This is a genomic window from Mesorhizobium sp. M1163 (genome assembly GCF_040318415.1).
In the GTDB taxonomy this organism is placed as follows: Bacteria; Pseudomonadota; Alphaproteobacteria; order Rhizobiales; family Rhizobiaceae; genus Mesorhizobium.
On sequence record NZ_JAMYMF010000031.1, the window covers coordinates 1 to 18,355 of the forward strand.

Consider the following 18,355-nt stretch of genomic DNA (forward strand, 5'->3'; position numbering starts at 1 on the left):
AGCGCCCGTCGCTTCACCCGCCCAGCAGGGCACAACCCACGCCGGAAACGAACTCAAAACTGGATAGAAACTGGGGGCAACGTCACCTCGACCAGTCAGGGGAAATAGAATTTGACATTCTTGCCGAGATGACGGACGATTTAATCGAACATGCCGGCTAGCCGGTTTGAACTGAAAATTGAGGGATCGGGACGATCCTTCGCGGCAACGAAGCCCTGACGCCTTCCAAGGCCTCAGGGCTTATTTTTTGGGACTGAGCTACCTTGGGTGAAAAAGCGAAAATCCCGATCGGCGTGCTTTTTTCCACGACAGGGCCCTACGCCACCGTGGGCGAGGCGATGCTCAATGGAACGCTGCTCGCTGTCGAGGAAGTCAACGGATCGCCGGACTTCGATTTCGAACTGGCACCACTTGTTCGAAACCCTGGAGGGGAAACGGCCGATTACGCTTCAATCTGCCGGGATCTGATCATCAATTCCGGTGTTGCGCACATCGTCGGCTGCTACACCTCTTCCAGCCGCAAGGCGATCGTGCCCGTCGTTGAGAAATATGACGCACTGCTTTGGTATCCATCGCACTACGAAGGCTTCGAAAGCAGCGACAATGTCGTCTATCTCGGCGCATCGCCGAACCAGCACATAGTACCTTTGGCCCAGTACATGGCCTCAAGGTTCGGCGCTCGCGTCTATTGTTGCGGGTCTGACTATATCTGGCCGTGGGAAAGCAACCGCGTCATGCGCGAAATCGTCGAGAATTTCGGCGGCGAGGTGCTCGCGGAGCGCTACCTGGCTGTCGGATCGATCGAGGTCACCGGGCTAGTAGAGGAAATCCGTCAGTTGCGGCCCGATTTCGTGTTCAACACGCTTATCGGCGAATCCAGCTACGCATTCCTGCGTGCTTTTCGCGAAGCGGGACTAGGCACCCAATCTCCAGGCGACGTCTCCATTCCTATTGCCAGTTGCACACTCTCCGAACCGGAACTTCGCACGATCGGCGATCCCGCAGCGCTCGGCCACATCACCTCGAGTGTCTATTTCCAGTCGCTAGACAATCCGCAAAATCACGCCTTTGTCGAAAATTACAGAACGCGTTTCGGCCAGCAAAAGGTGACCTCGGCAGACGCCGAAGCTTCGTACAATTCCGTTCACATGCTTGCACTCGCGCTCCGGTCTGCAGCCTCGACGAAAGCATCCGACATACTCGCCGTGCTCGGCGACTGTGTTTACGATGCACCGCAGGGACGGATCCGCATCGACACGGAAAACAACCATTGTTACCTGACGCCGCGCATCGGCGTATCGGGCGCCGGCGCGGAATTCACCATCATCGCGGCCGCGCAAAAGCCGATCAAGCCCGATCCGTTTCTCGCTTCCCTGAAAGGGGCGGCTTTCATGCTGGATTCTCGCGACCAGGATCAGCCACCAGGTGACCGACAGCAGCTGAGGGTCGTGTCGTGAGCAAGCAAGTGATCCCTAATTTCAGCAACAAACAGGCGCTGATCATCCACAGGGCGGATAACAACGTTGATGCCCTGCTGAGCCAGCTCCGCAGGTTCAACATCGAAGCCGTATGCCAATGGCCGCCGCGGGCCAAGGATTTTGGGCCCGTCGACATTGTGTTCTTCGACGTCGACAACGGGTTCGACGGCATGTTCCCGTGGTCCCAGGCTCCGATCCCGCTTATCGCGATCATAGGATCAGAGACACCCGGTCGCCTGGCCTGGGCCATAAGCCAGAATCCGAGCGCCTACCTCACTACGCCCATAGGTTCGAAAGGTGTGTTTCAGGCGCTTGTCACGGCCTTCCACAACCATACCGACCGTGCCGACCTTCAGCGCGAAGTCGCCGATCTGCGCGAGCGGCTGCGATGCCGACCGCTGGTGGTCCACACGATCCTGCGCGTCATGAGTGTGTTGGGCATCGATGACGACGCAGCATTTCACCTGATTCGGGATGAGAGTATGCGCCGGCGCATTTCCGTCGAAGCATGCTGCCAGGAACTCGAAGCACAAGCAGACAGCTTTTTGTCGACAATTCCCGAACTCAGCAGATCCGTCGCTCGCAATTAAGCGCTAGGGCTGAGCCTCGATATCGAAATTGAATACGCACAGCGCCGTGCGAACGCTAGCGAAAGCTGCGCTCGCGCGGCCTTTTCTTTTTTGGAGGAAACACGCATGAATAAGTTCGATGTCGCAATCCCTTTCACGCATCGATGGGTCGCGGACTCGATCATGGCGACGCGCGGGGTCGGTCGTGGTTCGGCTCGCCAAACGCATCATCTGACGGAGGAACGACAAGGGACCTTCCACTATACAATGGGCCCCTACTCGGAGCCCGTCCTTAAGATTTCACCCGGCGACAGGATCGTCGTCGAAACCCGGGACGCCTTCGAGGGCGCCATTCAGCACGAAACCGACAAGCCTTCGCAGCTCTTGCGAATGCCGTTTCTCAATCCTCAGAACGGGCCGATCATGGTCGAAGGAGCAGAGAAGGGCGACACCGTTGCGGTCTACATCGAGTCGATGGTCCCGCGCGGCCAGAACCCGCGCGGCACATGTTGCATGATCGAGGAATTCGGCGGACTGACCGGTACGACCTATACCGCCATGCTCAACGACCCGCTGCCCGAGGTGGTTCGCAAGATCAACCTCGACGAAGAAAACGTCTACTGGAGCGACCGGGTCACGCTTCCTTACAAGCCGCATATCGGGACACTGAGCTGCTCGCCAGAGATCGATTCCATCAATTCGCTGACGCCTGACAACCATGGCGGCAACATGGACCTGCCGGACATGGGACCTGGCAGCGTGACCTACCTGCCCGTCCGCTCGCCCGGCGCGCGCGTGTTTATAGGTGATGCGCATGCCTGCCAGGGCGACGGCGAAGTTTGCGGTGTGGCGGTCGAGTATTCGGCGACCGTCACCATCCGTGTTGACTTGATCAAGGGCTGGACAATCGATTGGCCTCGGCTCGAGACCGCCGATCTCATTATGGCGATCGGCAGTGCCAGACCCCTTGAGGATGCAACACGCATCGCTTACCGCGAATTGATCCGCTGGATGGTCGCGGAGTTCGGTTTCGACAAGTGGGACGCATACATGCTGCTCAGCCAATGCGGCATAGTGCGACTGGGAAACTTCGTGGACCCGAAATATTCCGTCGCGGCGGCGGTGAGGAAGACGATCATTAACAGGTAGGCTGTCGCCGCAGGCTTTCACCGCGAGAGATAGGTAGCATCGAACCGAAAAGGCAGACTCTGACAGCATGAGAGCGACACGCTTGACGCTTGTTTGCAGCGGTATCACGCATCAAATGCGCAGCGCTGGATTTCCCCTCGACGAGCCACTGGAAAGGCGCTCGATCGAGCTGGCGCTCGCTCTTGGACAGCATCTTTCAAAGACAGATCGCGTGTTTGTGGCTCCATCGCTGCGCGCCCGGGAGACAGCCCAGCTACTAGGGCTTCGTGCAACGGTGATCGACAGCCTGCGAGACCAGAACTACGGCTTTTGGGAAGGCAAGACGTTAGAAAAGATTGAGGCAGAGCAGCCTGGGGCACTTGCCGCATTTCGAACTGATCCTGCCTATGTTCCTGGAGGCGGTGAATCACTGACTCAAGTTGCCAGCCGAACGACAGGATTCCTGGATGCAATGCGGTCGGCAGGTGGACACCTGATAGCGGTCACCCACCCAGTGGTGGTGCGGACCGCCATGATCCATATATTGGCAGCGCCTCTGACGTCGTGCTGGCAAATCGACGTCCCTCCACTTTCTATGACTAGTTTCTATTCGGATGGCACGCGTTGGACTCTCCGCGCTTGTGGTGCACAGCGACGTGCTGCTGGTAAAGATCCACCAGACTGAATGGCGGAAATTCGCACCAGCTGCCACGCCAAGAGGCGACATTGCTCGCGCGCCCGAGGAGGTGGTTGAGGAGAATCGCGAGCGCTTATCCATCGCCGAGGCGCTGTCAAAAACTCACTCTGAGTGAAGGTTGGTTGGCGTTGTAGATTTGCCATGGCAGTGCAAACTGGAAATAAAATCCTGAGCTTGTGGCCGCATTGTCCCTCGGTGGCTGGATGTTGGGCATGTCGAGCCTCTACGCCATACGCTGGCGATCGCGGCGCCCATCGATCCAGCTGCCATGCGAGATGCGAACTATGCGGCATTTTGGATCCGCGCCTTAACAGCTTTGATGTCGCGAGCCGGCGGCAGTCCGAACATCCGGGCATACTCGCGCGTGAACTGAGGGATGCTTTCGTATCCCACCGCATAGGCGGCGTTACTAATCATCTCGCCATTCGCCAACATCATCCGGCGCGCCTCGATCAGCCTGACCTGTTTCTGGAATTGGAGCGGTGTGAGCGATGTGATGGCGCGGAAGTGCTCATGAAAAGACGACGCACTCATGCCCGCTGCTCCAGCAAGACATTCAACCCTGAGCGGCGTGGCGAAATTCGCACGAATAAGCCCGACGGCGCGCGCCACTCGCTGTGCATGGCTTCCCGCCACGCCGAGGCTGCGGATCGCTCCGCCATGCCGACCTGACAGCAGCCAGAAATGCAACTCTCGGATCAACTGGGTCTGCAGGACCGGCAGTGACGCCGGCCTGTCGAGAAGACGCACTAGACGCAGCGCAGCGTCTGCAACTTCGCTCTCCATAGGATCGATGCGGACGGGCGTGTTCGCGGCATAGGGGGCGGAGCCGATCTCGACGACCAGGCCTTCAATCACCGCGGGATCGAGATCGAAGACGAGCGAGAGGTAGGGCTTGCTGATGTTGGCGCGTGTGATCTGGCTGACAGTAGGCACGTCTGCGGTAATCAGGAGGGATTCTCCGGCGCCGAAATCGAATGTCCGGCTGCCCATAATCACCCGCTTGCTGCCCTGCAGCACCAGGGCGACCAGCGGTTTGTAGATCGCGTAATGCAGCGCAGTCGGCGTGGTTTCGCGAATGAGGGTCAATCCCTGGACAGGCGTCTGGGCAATGCCGTTATCGTCTGCATGTGCCTCGGTGTAGCGGCGCACACTGTCGAGCAAGGTTTGGGTCATTTGGGAGTTGTAATTCACAATTTTCGGTGCCGCAACAGCAGTGGAGGAATAGGCAAGAAGTTACGAGGTTCGGGCAAATGCCGCCACCGTTTCAGCCAAATATGGAAACGACGCTAATTGGCGTTTTGCCACGTCGCTCTCAGATAACGAAGGTGTCTGCCATGAACCGTGATTTTCAGCTTCTAATCAACGGCAACAGCCGTGCTGGCTCGACCGGGCAAAGCGAGCCTGTTGTGAACCCCGCAACGGGGGAGAGCATCGGCCGGGTTGCGTATGCTTCACCCGAAGATCTCAGCGAAACCGTCGAGACTGCTGCACGCGGATTGCGCGAATGGCAAGCCGTGCCGCCATGGGAGCGCGGCCGCATTCTGAAGAGGGCCGCCGATCTATTGCGGGCCGACATCGAGGCCGCCGCCCTGACGATGTCTCTCGAACAGGGCAAACCGCTCGCCGAAGCCAGGGACGAGGTTGAACGATCGGCAGATTTCCTGGAGTGGGGTGGCGAGCAGGCCCGGCGCATTTCGAACCGGATTGTGCCTAGCCGGGTGGCGGGGAGCCGGATCGAAATCCAGACCCATCCGATTGGTGTGGTGGCCGCGTTCACGCCCTGGAATTTCCCGATGGCGCTTGCGGCCAAGAAGTTCGCCGGCGCTCTTGGCGCGGGCTGCTCGATTATCTGCAAACCTTCGCAGGAGACGCCGGGGTCTGTCCTCGTGATGGCCAAGGCTTTGCTAGAGGCGGGCGTCACGCCATCGGCTCTCGCCGTGATCTTCGGCCATGCCGCCGCCGTTTCGAAGCATCTCATAGCAGCCCGTGAGGTTGCGAAGATCACGTTCACGGGTTCCATTGCGATTGGAAAGCGTTTGGCCGCCGCCGCAGGCGCGGTGATGAAACCGGTCACGATGGAACTGGGCGGCCACGCTCCGGTGATCGTGTGTGGCGATGTCGATCCGGAACAGGCGGCCGACATGCTGGTACGAGCGAAATTCACCAATGCCGGCCAGATATGCCTTTGTCCGTCCCGCTTCTTCGTCGAGGAAGGTGTCAGGGAACGCTTTACGGCACGGTTTATTGAGCACGCGAAGGCTTGGCGTGTCGGCTCCGGAACCGACCCGGCAACACAGATGGGGCCGCTCGCCAACGCCCGTCGTCTCGAGGCCGTCGCCCGGCTCGTTGACGACGCGCGTGCGCGCGGCGCTGCGGTGCTCGCCGGCGGGCAGCGTATCGGCAACCGGGGATTCTTCTACGCGCCGACCGTGATTGTTGATTTGCCGGACGATGCGGCGATGCTGCATGAAGAGCCTTTCGGTCCGCTCGCACCGATCATCCCGTTCAGCAACGAGAAGAGCATGTTGGAGAAGGCCAACGGTCTGGAGTTCGGCCTTGCGTCCTACATTGTTACGAATGATGTTCACCGGCAGCAACGGCTTGCCGATGCGCTGGAGTACGGCGTTGTCGGGGTGAACGGTCCCCTGACGCACCGGCCCGAGGCCCCCTTGGGAGGCTGGAAGGAAAGCGGTATCGACACCGAAGGAGGGATCGAGATCCTAGACCCCTATCATAGAACGAAGCATGTCAGTCTTCACTGACCAGTGAACCAGCGGCAGGTCAGGTCCAGGGACTGGCGTGGCGTTGAGGGGCATTTGCCCACACATTCGAGAGTTCCCAGCATGAATCCCCTTTCCTTTGTCGATTCACCCTTCTCCGGTGCCGGCTTCCTGCCGGTTGACATGCGCGCGGTCTTCGGATCGGAGGCCTACCTCAGGCGTTGCGTCGAGGTCGAGGTCGCATTGGCCCTGGCCAGGGCGGGACTTGGCATAATTTCCTGACGCGGCGGCTAAGGCATCGCGGCAACCGCGGAAACATATCGGTTCGATATGGACCGGCTGATCGACGCCGGTATCCGCGGCTTTCCGGCATCCGACATAGAATAGATCATGCGCGGCTTGCCGGCCCGCGATCGGCGCAAGCGTGCCTCAGTCCAGCATAGCTTCATAGGAATAGGCAAGAATAGCCGAGCATCCGGCAACACTAATGGGGAGCCAGCGACGATTGTGTGTTGAGCGAAACGCTCATCCCAAAGGAGTTACCGATGACCACCATCTCAATCGTTACCGGCGGCAGCCGCGGCCTTGGCCGCAATACCGCCATCAACATCGCCCGCCACGGCGGCGACGTTATCCTGACCTATAACAATGGCGCCGACAACGCGAAGGCCGTCGTGGCTGAGATCGAGGCACTGGGCCGCAAGGCGGTCTCGCTGCAGCTAGACGTTAGCAATGTCTCGACCTTCCCGGCTTTCGTCGAGAGCGTGCGTGCGGCGCTGAAGTCGACCTGGGGCGGTGACAAGTTCGACCACCTGATCAACAACGCCGGTCACGGCGAAATGGCGGGAATCGCCGAGACGACCGAAGCGCAGTTCGACAAACTGTTCAATGTTCACGTCAAGGGCGTGTTCTTCCTGACACAGGGGCTGCTGCCTCTCCTGGCCGATGGCGGTCGCATTGTGAACTTCTCGACGGGTCTGACCCGCGTCTCCTATCCTGGCTTCTCGGCCTATTCCGCTGCCAAAGGCGCGGTCGAGATCCTCACGCTTTACATGGCCAAGGAACTGGGAAGCCGCGGCATTACCGCTAACACGATCGCGCCCGGCGCCATCGAGACTGATTTCCTGGGCGGCGCTGTGCGCGATACGCCGGCCTACAACGACGCATTCGCCGCTATGATCGCTCTCGGGCGCGTCGGCCTGCCTGATGACATAGGGCCGGCGGTCGCCAGCCTGCTCGGCCCGGATAACCGCTGGATTACGGCTCAGCGCATCGAGGTGTCCGGCGGTCAAAATATCTAATCGCTCACAGCCCTAATGGCGCGACGAGATTTTTGTGGTGGGAGGCCGCCGCGATATTCAGCAGCGGCTTTCTATCTTCTGCATGAACCACTGCGTCAAGGTCCCCGGTCACGCATATGACGCTTCGAGGCGGCACGTCTGGATAGGTCCCTTGAAGGGGCGGAGCCACGTCGAGAGAAGCTGGTTCGGTCAAGCGGGAGCGGTTGAGCTCACATGCAGCGAGCATATCGAATGCCCACGTTTGATGCTGTCAAACCGTGGTTCTACTCAAATCGACTTTAGGAAATTTGGGGCGAGCGTAGACAAGGTACCGCCTGTGCGTCCGCCGAATTATTGACTGAAGGACGACTTGAAACACATGGAGTGCGCGTTTTGAACGGACGATCCAGGCATTTTCTTCGGACTGGCCCGATTAAGTTCGATGTGGAAGCTTTTCTTTGTGGCCGACATCATTGGCATGAGTTCCACAATTCTGAAGCGTTTCAGCGAGACCGGTCCGGCGATGATGGTCAACTCAACCGCAGCCAAGCTTCCACAACCAAGGTATCAGTAGGAGATATAAGTGTGGCTGGTTTCCAGAGATTTCCGGACAGGCTTTGGTATGTGGTCCTCGCGGGATCTGTTTGTGCGGCGCTTGCATTGATGTTGGTCCTCGTTTCATCAACGGAATCCCTGCCTCTGCACACGACCTATGTGAAATATGGATGCATTCCCGACGATCCTTCGAAGCGCGAATGGGACCAATATCTCGGCCTGTCGGCCTGCAAATGAGCAGCGTGCCGATGGCTGGCTCAGCCCAGCCTTGGTCCAGTTCGCTCCGCCTAGGCTCGAAAACTCGGCGATCGCCGACGTCAGTCAGGATTTGATTGTCGTGAGCGGACATGAGGTAGACCGCAGAACCAGAAATACTTGCTGGACTCGTTAGGGGACTTGGGATGCACGAGCATCAAGAGACTTGGGTTCGTACGATATATGCGGATTTAGAATTCCTGCAGGATCGAGAGCAACGCGGATGCGGTTCATCGCAGCGATTTCGGCGGTTGACCGCGATCGCCAAAGATGCGCCGCCTTCTCTCGGCCGATCCCATGTTCGGCAGAAATCGAAGACGGTTCGTAGTACGCCAAGGCGTCATAGACGCATTCCTCGATAACGCGTGTCGCATCGGACGAAGACCCGTTGTGTCCGATCATAAAATGAATATTGCCGTCTGCGAGATGCCCGAAATAGTAGGCAATGGCGTCTGATATCCGAGCTTTGAGGCGCGCTTCTACGTCTGCGATGTAAGCCGCATAATTATGTGGTCGCATGCTGACGTCAAAGGAAAGCACATGCTTGTGGGCTCGCTCGATGACATCGGACCCATCACGGATGGACCAGAGGCGGCTCTCCTGGACAGGTGTCGTCGCCAGCGCGCTATCGACAATCCCGTCGATGCTCTCCAAAGCCCCGATCAAACTGTCGACTGCCTGTTCGCCATTATCCACGCCCTCGACCTGCGCGAGCAAATAAATGGGATGGCCCGGTGGGAGCGGAGGCGTTTGTGCCGACAGTGCGGTGCTCACTTTCTCGAAATAGCGGTTCCACATGATTTCCAAGGCCAACAAGGAATGGCCGCAGGCACGCTCTATTGCCTCCATCACCGCGAGGGCGCTGTCCAGGTGGTTGAGCGCCAACAGAACACTCGCCGTGCCGGCCGGGCGTCGGCTGAGCTTCAGCAACGCTTTGGTCACTATACCCAGCGTTCCCTCGGAGCCGATGAATATCTGCTTCAGGTCGTAACCCGCGTTGTTCTTGGGTAAACCCCTCAGATCGGTAACGATCGACCCATCGGAAAGGACCACTTCAAGCCCGACAACGTTGGATCGTGTCATACCGAAGCGGATGACGGAATTCCCGCCCGCGTTCGTGGCGATGTTTCCACCTATGGTGCAACTGCCCCGAGCGCCGAGATCAACGCCATAACGTAGATCGTGGTCCGCAGCGAAATCATGGACCGCCACCAACTTCGTTCCCGCCCCTACCACAACGAGGCGCGTGTTCGGGTCGAAGCTCTCGAACTTATTTAGCCTCTCGGTGGAAATTCCGAAGTAGTGCGATGGCGTGTGGGTACCGTGCACGAGCCCGGTGAGCCCACCCAGCGCAACCACTGGCGCCTGTTGCCCATGAAAGAGCTTCAGGCACTCCGCCACTGCCTCGGTGGTCCCGGGTCTGACGACAAGCGCCGGGCCACCTGGCGGCCCGGCAAGGACATTCGATCCGCCCACGAGCTGCCGAAGGCTAGCCTCAAGGGTCTCGCTGTTCATGACACGCCTGCGCCTGAAAACATTGCCGCGTCGTTGTCTATCTGGAGCAGGGTCGGTCTGTTTCTCTTGAAAGCTTCCTTGAGCTCACGGCTGAGTTGTTCGAGCGATTCAATTTGAACGGCATGGCATCCGAAGCCCGTCGCAATCATCTGGAAGTCGGGCGTGTAGAGGTCCACGCCCACCGTGGGGATGTCGGACGCAATCATTGCATCTCGGATTTCGCCATATGCTCGGTTGTTCCAGAGAATCATCGGAAGGCTGACTTCATTCTCAACCGCCGAGGTGAGTTCCTCGATCGTGTAGAGGAAGCTGCCGTCGCCGACGATCGCGACCACCTGACGATCCGGGCAGCCGATCTTCGCTCCGATGGCGGCGGGGAGGGCGCTTCCGAGCGTGCCGTAGCCGTTCGGGAACAGCCATGTGCCGGGCTCTTTCGAGGGGAAGAAGTGATTACCTGTGTATGCAAGTTGAGTGGAGTCGGCGCAGATGACGGCATTCGGATCAAGCGCTGCCGCTATGGCCCTGAAGATCGGCTTGTGCTTGTGGGACTCAGCGGACCAACCGGCGTCCTTTCCCACTGCCGCCCTGATGTCGGCGACTCGTCGCTGAGCGATTTCTCTCTGATCCGCGTCGGCACCGCTGCACCCTTCGATTATCGCCTGGAGCGCGACCTTCGCATCGGAGAGCATGCCGATGCGCGGGAGATAGTTCATGGTCAACTGTCGCGGATCGATGTCGATCCTGATCAACGCACCATTTATCCGGTAGCTCTTGCAGGTGTAGAGCAGGTCAGTCTCACTGAGTTCCGTCCCCACTGCCAGCACTACGTCGGCATCCTCGATCGCGCGGTGCATCGGAGGAAAAGGAAGACTTGAGCCAAGGGAAAGGGGATGGGTTTCCGGCAGGATTCCCTTACCAGTATTCGTCGTCACCACGGGAATGCCAAGTTGCTCCGCGAGCGCCAGGACTTCTCGGTTCGCGCTGCGAGCTCCTCCGCCGACGATCATGATGGGACGCTTGGCGCCCATTAGCATCGAGGAGACTCGGCTGATCACATCCGGGTGCGGCCCGGGTCTATACAATTGGAGCGCTTGCTCGCCGGGCACCGGCACCTTCGAACTGAGGAGGTCTCTCGGAACTTCGATCAGGGCCGGCCGCGGACGCGACACCTCCATTGACGACATGGCCCGGTGGAAAACCTCCTCGATGTTTGAAGGCTCGAGCAAGGTATGGGTGAAAGCAGCAATCTGCTCCTGGACAGCGGACTGCGACTTGGTCTCGTGCAGGGCGCCGCGGCCAACACCGATTTCTCTGCGCAAGTTGTTCGCGGCGATCACGAACACCGGAATGGAGTCCGAATAGGCTTCGGCAATACCTGTAGCAGCGTTGAGCACACCGGGTCCGGTGATGAGCATGCACGCGGCCGGTCGGCCTGTCGCGAAGGCGTAGCCGTATGCCATGAACGCTCCGCCCTGCTCGTGCCGAGGCGTCACGTGCCTGATCCGTCGTTCGGGAAGGGATTTATAGAAGTCGACGGTGTGGACCCCGGGAATGGAGAAAATCGTGTCGATCCCATAGGATTCCATGAGACGAAGAATGGCGTCCGCCACCGTCGTCTCGCCGATTTGCTTTTTGTCGCCCATATCAGGCCTCCCCGCCTTTGGTCAGAACCATGACGGCCCTGGCAATCTTGCGCGCGGAATTGACGAGGTCTGCCGTCCCGACGTGTTCCTCAGGGGTATGCGCCCACTTCTCGTCACCGGGACCGAGGCCGATCGTGGGGATGCCGGCCGCGTTCATGAACGTGCCGTTCACGCCGAAACGCCAGGCGGAGATGGCCGGGGCGGTGTCGTCGACGTCGAGTGCGGCGACGATGGCAGCCTGAGCCACCAGGCTGGTTTGTGGGGTGAACATCAACGGGTAATGGTTGGTGACTTCGGCGGTCCACTTGACCCCCTCGGTTTCCCCGTATGCGGACTTTAGGATTTGACGGATTTCCGACAGGCAGCTCTCTTCATCCTCTCCCCTGATGTAGCGACGGTCGACCCTCATCTTCACGAGGTCCGGTACGACGGCCGTGCCATTGTCCGGGAAGGAATGCATGCCGGTCACGACGACCGTGGCAGGGCCAAGAAGCTCGTCTTCCGGCAGCGTAGACGCGTATTGCTCCAAAGCACCGATGAACGCCGTCGAAAGATAGATCGCATTGATGCCGTTCGACGGCTCCGACGCATGGGAGGTTCGCCCATGGAAGCAGACCTCGAACTCCAGCTTGCCGCGGTGACCGAGATAGACTTGCCCCCTCGTTGATTCCACGGAGATTCCATAGTCCGCGCGAATTCCTCCTTCGATAACCGACTTCACACCCTTGGGAGAGTCCGTCTCTTCCTCGACGTCGGCGACAACGATCACATCGCCGCCCGGCTTCAGCCCGCTGCGCTGCAGGGCACCCACCGCATACACGGCCGAGATGACGTTGCACTTCATGTCACACGATCCACGGCCGAAAATGGCCTGACCGCTTTCGCCCCAACGGGCGGCGTCCACGAGTTCACCGGAGAACGGATTCTGCATGGCGCCAACCGGGACGTGATCGATATGGCCGTTGATCATCACGGATGGCCCGGTTCCATCACCGAATACCGTCCCGATAACATTTCCGTTCGCATCGATTTTTACGTTGTCAAAGGAAAGCTCGATCATCTTTTCGGCGACGAATTTCGCGACATTCGCCTCTTGGCCGGTGAGGCTCTCGATGCGTACGACCTCCTGGCAAGCCGCGATAAGCGCAGGGACGTCGATCGCTTCGTCAATGGCCGCACCAACTAAATTTCTGAGCATGATGAAGTTACTCTTCTGTCTACTGTCGACATCTTGGACCTTTAGGAACGGCCTCATGTCGGGATTAAGGGGAAATTTCGTGCTGAGCTCGTGATGCTGCCGTCCGGCCGCGTTGAGCTATTTCGTGGAAGCAAAGGCGCCCAGTGATGTCATGATGTGCTCAGCGAGCGCCGCGGCTGCCTTGTCCGGATCCCCGCTTTCTATCGCTTGCACGAGAGGCTCATGCTCCTGCGCCACGTCCATGAGATTCTTGTACCCGGCATTGTCGATCGTAAGCGCGAGGCGAAGATGGTCGAAAAGAAGTCCCGCGACCTTTTCGATGTACGGGTTCTTGGCCATCCGCCAGAGAGTTTCGTGGAATTCGATTTCTGCGTCGACCAAGCCAGGCAAATCGCCATTCTTCGCAAAATTCGACATCGTTTTGATGAGCTTGCGCAGCTTCTTGATGTCTTCGGAAGTATGGCGCTCGGCCACCGCCCTGATCGCCAACGCCTCGATGGCATTCCTCACGACATACAATTCGCGAATTTTCTCTGCACTCATCTGGATAACCGAGGTCCCATAATGGGTCCGGCTCTCAAGAAGCCCGGCTTCGGTCAGGCGGTTGACGGCTTCGCGGATCGGCGCGCGGCTGATGCCGAGAGATTTGGCGATGCTCGCTTCGACAATGCGCTCCCCCTGGGCGATCTGTCCTGAAAGAAGTTTGGCACGGAGGTCGAAGTACACCTGATCAGCAACCGAATTACGCTGGATCACCAAGCCGTTGGTTTCATCTTGTTTCACGACACCCATGGCGGGCCTTTCTTCATGGTTGGCGCAGCCTACCGAATTCGGTCCAGCATCAGCGCAGGCAACTTAGCGGAACTTGCGAAAAAAGAATACGAACCCGTGCAACGATACGGATCCGCTCCGTTTTCCAATGTGGAGAACCTCACCGGCTTTTCGCCGGGGAGGGTAGGCGGATTACGCCGCAGGTTTCACAGATTTGCGCAGCAAAGAGGCGGCACGGTCAAGAGCATCAACGATGGTATCGGCTTCCACTTCGGTAAGCACCAGCGGAGGAAAGAACTTCAGACCGGGTGGATCGATTTCCGCGACGCTGTGGCATAAAACGCCATCGGCGAGGATCTCTCTGTAGAGTTCACGCCCCACTTCCCGGTTGGCAACTTGAACCGAGACGGCGAGCCCGAAGGATGTAACGCCCCTGAGGGCATCGGAATGTTTCGAGCAGAGCGCTTGGAAGCCGTTGTGAAGGTACGCTCCAACTTTGCGGACGTTCTCCAACAAAGCTGGACTTGAGGCGACGTCAAGCACCTTCGCCGCGACAATACAGCTGATCTCGTTGCCGCCGAGGCTGGAGATATACGCGAACCGATGCTGATTCATGCACTGCTCGTAGATCTCTGCCCGCATCAATACGGCACTCGCTGGGTACAGGCCGCCCGACAAGCCCTTCCCGGTGATCATCATGTCCGGATCGATGTCATACTGCTCCGAAGCCCACAGTGTCCCCGATCGACCCAAACCTGCGCGTGTTTCGTCCACGATGAACAACACTCCGCGCTCCTTGCAAAGGCGGGACGCCTGGGTGAAGAAGTCGTTGGAAGCCGCCTCGAAGGTCTCGTAGTCCATCGGCTCGATGATGAAGGCCGCGATCTCGGAGGTAAGAAGACGGTCGAGTTCCTCGATATCGCCGAACCGCTCGAGAAAGTTCGAGTGCGAGGGAAGATTATAGTGGTCGATGATCCCTTCTTCGGGCGAGCCCGTGACGATAGCCGCGAATCCTGTATGGCCGTGATATCCGTGCCTGTAGGCAAGCATCTTCTGGCGCTTGGTAACGCGGAACGCGAACATTGTGGCCAGATCGACCGAAAGAGTGGAGCAAAGAGTAATCACGCTCCGATTCAGATGGGCCTTGGGCGCGAGCGCCGCCAGCTTGTCCTGGAGTTCCAAATATTTGACATTGGGTACGGACCAAAGCCCGGTGTCCCGGCCGTCGTCGAGTGCCTGCCGCAGCGCAGCCAAGATCTCCGGATGGCGATGTCCCAACGCGTGCACGCCGCCGCCGGTGCCGCAGTCGATCAGACGCCGCTTGCCCTCGATGTCCCACATGTAAACGCCTTCGCGTTTGCCGATGACGAATTCAGCGCCTTTCGCCTTCTGCCGCTCAGCATTTGACCGCCAGGACCGCTCGATGAAGGCGTCGAAAATTTTGGCACTTGTATGAAGTTCCTTGTCGTCCACGGATATCATTTTGCTATTCCATTCTCGCAGTCACTGCGCATCCAAAGTGAAGTGCCAAACCTTCGAGACGATCTTCCATCCGGCGGCGGTTTTGACGCAGGTCAGTTCGTCCACGAAGTTCTTCGGAATGAAAATCTCCTTGACCCGAAGATGAGCTGTCGTGGGGCTGGCGATCTCGATCGCAACGACCTCGTCTCGCCTCGGATCGTTGCGGGAAGCCGGTGAAACACGGCCCCGCACGATCTCGAGGTACTTGTCGACACCCATGATTACGGGTTCCGCTTCGGTGAAGCAGTAGAGCATGGCTGCGGGATGAAATATCTCAGCGAAAAGGTCCGCCTTCCCGAAATACAGCGCGTCGAAGTACTTGTTTGCGAGCTCGCGCAACGCGGCTTGGCCTGACATGATGTCCTCCCTTGCGTTTGTTCTATTCGGGCTGATCAAGCCTGTTTCGTCGTGCGGTTCTGGTGGGCTACCGCCGCCAGGCAGGTGAGCTCGAACATCAGGTTCGCGGCGTTGATGCAGGTTATCCCGGTCGGATCGAGCGATGGCACGACTTCACAGATGTCACCGCCGATCAAATCGATGCCATTGAGCGACCGCAGGATCATTTGGGCGTCCCGCATCATGATGCCGCCTGGCTCAGGGACACCCGTGCCGGGTGCGTCCTTCGGGTCCAGACCGTCGATGTCGATCGAGAAGTAAGTCCGGCCGGCGCCGATTACGCGTTTGATCTCCTCGATGACCGCTGCGCGGCCCATCGTCTCGTACTCGTCCATCGTGATCATACGGATGCCGACCTGACCACCGTAGACAATGTCGTCGTCGCCGTAGCGGGTGCCTCGCAGACCGATCTGGACGATCCGCTTGGGATCGAGAAGGCCTTCTTCCACCGCACGACGGACGAAGGTGGCGTGGTTGTACTTCGTTCCCATGAATTCGTCGAAGGTATCGGAATGCGAGTCGATCTGGATCAGGCCGACCGGGCCGTCCTTCGCGATCGCCCTGAGAATTGGAAGCGGAACCGTGTGGTCCCCGCCCACAGAAATCGGCACGGCGCCAGCTTCGTGGACACGCTGGAAGAACCGTTCAATGTGCTCGACGCTTTTCTCGACGCTGAGTGGATGGGTTGGCGCGTCGCCGATATCGGCGATATTCGCGATGCGGTATGGAGCGACGCCGGTGGTCGGATTGACCTGGCGGATCAAGCGAGAGGCCTCACGAACGCCCGCCGGTCCCTGTCGTGCACCGGATCGGTACGTCGCGCCCAGGTCCAGGGGAACGCCGACCAGAGCGATGTCGATGGAAGGGGAAATCTCCGACCGGGCGGCGCGCATGAACGTTGCGATCTCGGCGTATCGCGGGGTAACGGATGAATCAACGGGATTGAATTCGTTCGACATTTCATTCCTTTCTTGTCGGCCATTGGGGTCGGCCGCAAATTTAGATCAGCGCGTCAATGCCTCAGCAGGTGAAGCATGTGTTTGCGGTAACGGGTGAATTCCTCGCTCGCGACGATGTCGGGGACGCGCGGCCTCGGCAGTTCAATTCTGAAGTCTTCGATGATCCTGCCGGGGCGCGCGCTCATGACCAGCACGCGGTCCGCAAGATAGACGGCCTCCTCGATATCATGGGTCACGAAGATCACGGTGGTCCGTTTGCGAGACCAGATATCGAGCAACAGTTCCTGCATCCGAGAACGTGTCTGTGCGTCGAGCGCCCCGAACGGCTCATCCATCAACAGAACGCTAGGCTCCATCGCCAGAGCGCGGGCGATCGCCACGCGTTGCTTCATGCCGCCCGAAAGGACTTTGGGAAACTGGTCCGCGTATTCCTTGAGACCCACGATCTCAATGAGTTCATTCGCGATTTGAGAGACCTTGGCCTTCGGCCAGCGATTCAGTTTCGGGCCGAACTCGATGTTCTGCCTCACCGTAAGCCATGGATAGAGCGAATAGTTCTGGAAGACCATTCCGCGATCCGGGCCTGGTTGGGCAACGGATCTTCCATCGACCTTGATTGACCCAGTCGAAGCTTCCACTAGCCCGCCCACGACATTGAGCAAAGTTGATTTTCCGCATCCGGATGGCCCCAGAAGACAGACGAACTCACCTTGCTCGATTTCCAGATTGGTATTCGTCAGCGCTATCTTCGGAGCTTCCCGATGCCGGGCAAATTCCACGCTGACGTTGTCGACAAGAACGCGTGTCATGGTGGTCCTCAGTACATGTAGGGAAAAAACTTGCGGTGCGCATAGCGGAATGCGAGGTCGGTCAAGACGCCCAGGATGCCGACGGCGACGATCCCGGCGATGACCTGGTCCGTCAGAAGGAAGCGCTGGGACTGCAGGATGGCGATACCCATTCCCTTGTCCGCTCCGACGAGTTCCGCGACGATGACATAGGTCCAGGCGATGCCCGCCGTGATGCGGAGCGCGTCCACGATTGCCGGAACACAGGCGGGCAGCAGAACCTTGAAGAACACCTGTCGCGAGCTCGCTCCAAGCGAGTAGGCACTGTTCATCAGGTCACTGGAAACACCTTCCGAAATGCTTGCGATGAACAGGACGAGCGGGAAGAACGTGCCCATGAAGACGATCGAGATTTTCTGCGACTCGTTGATCCCGAGCCAGATGATCATCAGCGGCACGAAGGCGGTTGCAGGCAGATAGCGCGCGGTGCTGAGCAACGGCTCGAGAAGGGAACGGAAGAACGGGAAGTTCCCGATGAGGATGCCGATCGGCACAGCCACTGCTGCCGCGAGAAGGAATCCCCCGAATACACGGTAAGAGCTTGCCCAGACATCCTCCCAATAGCCACCGCTCACGACCATGTTGGCCAGACGACTGGCGACTGCGATGGGGCTGGGAAGAAAGAAGGGTTGAATCCAACCGGCCTCGGTGACAAGCAACCACAGCAGAAAAAAGCCGAGTACGCCGACGACGGAAATAGTCATCCGTTCGCCAGCAGGCAGGTTTGCCCTGGGTCTCAAATATGTCCGCACCTTGGTGAGGAAGCCTGGGCGTCTCTCAGAGACGCCCGCCGTTTTGAGTTCGCTTTTCATTGGAAGC

The 18,355-nt window shown here is 58.9% G+C and carries 18 protein-coding genes; 8 read left to right on the forward strand and 10 right to left on the reverse strand.

What is annotated here, in order from left to right; translation table 11 throughout:
- Nucleotides 1–263: 263 nt before the first annotated feature.
- The 4 genes from NKH43_RS25695 (at nt 264) to NKH43_RS25710 (ending at nt 3,860) form a co-directional block, all read left to right on the forward strand.
- Entirely contained in the window at nt 264–1,457 is a 1,194-nt protein-coding gene (locus NKH43_RS25695; RefSeq protein ID WP_352860420.1) for a transporter substrate-binding domain-containing protein, read from the forward strand.
- A complete protein-coding gene (locus tag NKH43_RS25700) occupies nt 1,454–2,068 on the forward strand; it encodes an ANTAR domain-containing response regulator (RefSeq protein WP_352860421.1) in 615 nt (204 codons plus the stop codon). Before NKH43_RS25695 ends, NKH43_RS25700 begins: the two co-directional genes overlap by 4 nt.
- A 105-nt stretch (nt 2,069–2,173) precedes the next feature.
- Complete coding sequence (locus NKH43_RS25705) at nt 2,174–3,196, forward strand: acetamidase/formamidase family protein (protein WP_352860422.1); 1,023 nt, start codon at nt 2,174–2,176, stop codon at nt 3,194–3,196.
- 82 nt (nt 3,197–3,278) lie between these two features.
- On the forward strand, nt 3,279–3,860 hold the full coding sequence (locus tag NKH43_RS25710) for a histidine phosphatase family protein (RefSeq protein ID WP_352860423.1): 582 nt from the start codon (nt 3,279–3,281) through the stop codon (nt 3,858–3,860).
- 294 nt (nt 3,861–4,154) lie between these two features.
- Here NKH43_RS25710 and NKH43_RS25715 read toward each other — a convergent pair whose 3' ends face one another.
- Nucleotides 4,155–5,048: an AraC family transcriptional regulator gene (locus NKH43_RS25715; protein WP_352860424.1), complete on the reverse strand. Its 894-nt coding sequence runs from the start codon at nt 5,046–5,048 to the stop codon at nt 4,155–4,157.
- A 161-nt stretch (nt 5,049–5,209) separates the two neighbouring features.
- On the opposite strand from NKH43_RS25715, the gene NKH43_RS25720 reads away from it, so the two are divergent.
- From NKH43_RS25720 to NKH43_RS25735, 4 genes are all read left to right on the forward strand, one after another.
- The gene (locus tag NKH43_RS25720; RefSeq protein ID WP_352860425.1) at nt 5,210–6,637 is read left to right on the forward strand and encodes an NAD-dependent succinate-semialdehyde dehydrogenase; all 1,428 of its coding nucleotides are present in this window, start codon (nt 5,210–5,212) and stop codon (nt 6,635–6,637) included.
- Between the two features lie 81 nt (nt 6,638–6,718).
- Complete coding sequence (locus NKH43_RS25725) at nt 6,719–6,877, forward strand: hypothetical protein (RefSeq protein ID WP_352860426.1); 159 nt, start codon at nt 6,719–6,721, stop codon at nt 6,875–6,877.
- 263 nt (nt 6,878–7,140) lie between these two features.
- Entirely contained in the window at nt 7,141–7,896 is a 756-nt protein-coding gene (locus tag NKH43_RS25730; RefSeq protein ID WP_352860427.1) for an SDR family oxidoreductase, read from the forward strand.
- A 564-nt stretch (nt 7,897–8,460) separates the two neighbouring features.
- Nucleotides 8,461–8,667 (forward strand): hypothetical protein, encoded by a 207-nt coding sequence (locus NKH43_RS25735; RefSeq protein WP_352860428.1) that lies wholly within the window; start codon nt 8,461–8,463, stop codon nt 8,665–8,667.
- Nucleotides 8,668–8,817: 150 nt separating this feature from the next.
- On the opposite strand, the gene NKH43_RS25740 is transcribed toward NKH43_RS25735, so the two are convergent.
- From NKH43_RS25740 to NKH43_RS25780, 9 genes are all read right to left on the reverse strand, one after another.
- Nucleotides 8,818–10,200: an FAD-binding oxidoreductase gene (locus tag NKH43_RS25740; RefSeq protein ID WP_352860429.1), complete on the reverse strand. Its 1,383-nt coding sequence runs from the start codon at nt 10,198–10,200 to the stop codon at nt 8,818–8,820.
- On the reverse strand, nt 10,197–11,843 hold the full coding sequence (locus NKH43_RS25745) for a 5-guanidino-2-oxopentanoate decarboxylase (protein ID WP_352860430.1): 1,647 nt from the start codon (nt 11,841–11,843) through the stop codon (nt 10,197–10,199). The genes NKH43_RS25740 and NKH43_RS25745 overlap by 4 nt, the downstream gene beginning before the upstream one ends.
- Before the next feature lies 1 nt (nt 11,844).
- Nucleotides 11,845–13,041, reverse strand: a complete 1,197-nt coding sequence (locus tag NKH43_RS25750; protein WP_352860431.1) for a M20 family metallopeptidase — start codon at nt 13,039–13,041, stop codon at nt 11,845–11,847.
- A 117-nt stretch (nt 13,042–13,158) separates the two neighbouring features.
- Nucleotides 13,159–13,833, reverse strand: coding sequence for a GntR family transcriptional regulator (locus NKH43_RS25755; RefSeq protein WP_352860432.1), 675 nt, complete (start codon nt 13,831–13,833; stop codon nt 13,159–13,161).
- A gap of 171 nt (nt 13,834–14,004) precedes the next feature.
- Entirely contained in the window at nt 14,005–15,294 is a 1,290-nt protein-coding gene (locus NKH43_RS25760) for a class-III pyridoxal-phosphate-dependent aminotransferase (RefSeq protein ID WP_352860433.1), read from the reverse strand.
- Between the two features lie 21 nt (nt 15,295–15,315).
- Nucleotides 15,316–15,690 carry a nuclear transport factor 2 family protein gene (locus NKH43_RS25765; RefSeq protein WP_352860434.1) on the reverse strand — a complete coding sequence of 125 codons (375 nt, stop codon included), beginning with the start codon at nt 15,688–15,690 and terminating at the stop codon, nt 15,316–15,318.
- A 35-nt stretch (nt 15,691–15,725) separates the two neighbouring features.
- On the reverse strand, nt 15,726–16,688 hold the full coding sequence (locus NKH43_RS25770; protein WP_352860435.1) for an agmatinase: 963 nt from the start codon (nt 16,686–16,688) through the stop codon (nt 15,726–15,728).
- A 53-nt stretch (nt 16,689–16,741) separates the two neighbouring features.
- Nucleotides 16,742–17,497, reverse strand: a complete 756-nt coding sequence (locus tag NKH43_RS25775; protein ID WP_352615880.1) for an ABC transporter ATP-binding protein — start codon at nt 17,495–17,497, stop codon at nt 16,742–16,744.
- 8 nt (nt 17,498–17,505) lie between these two features.
- Nucleotides 17,506–18,240, reverse strand: a complete 735-nt coding sequence (locus tag NKH43_RS25780) for an ABC transporter permease (protein WP_352860436.1) — start codon at nt 18,238–18,240, stop codon at nt 17,506–17,508.
- Nucleotides 18,241–18,355 lie beyond the last annotated feature (115 nt).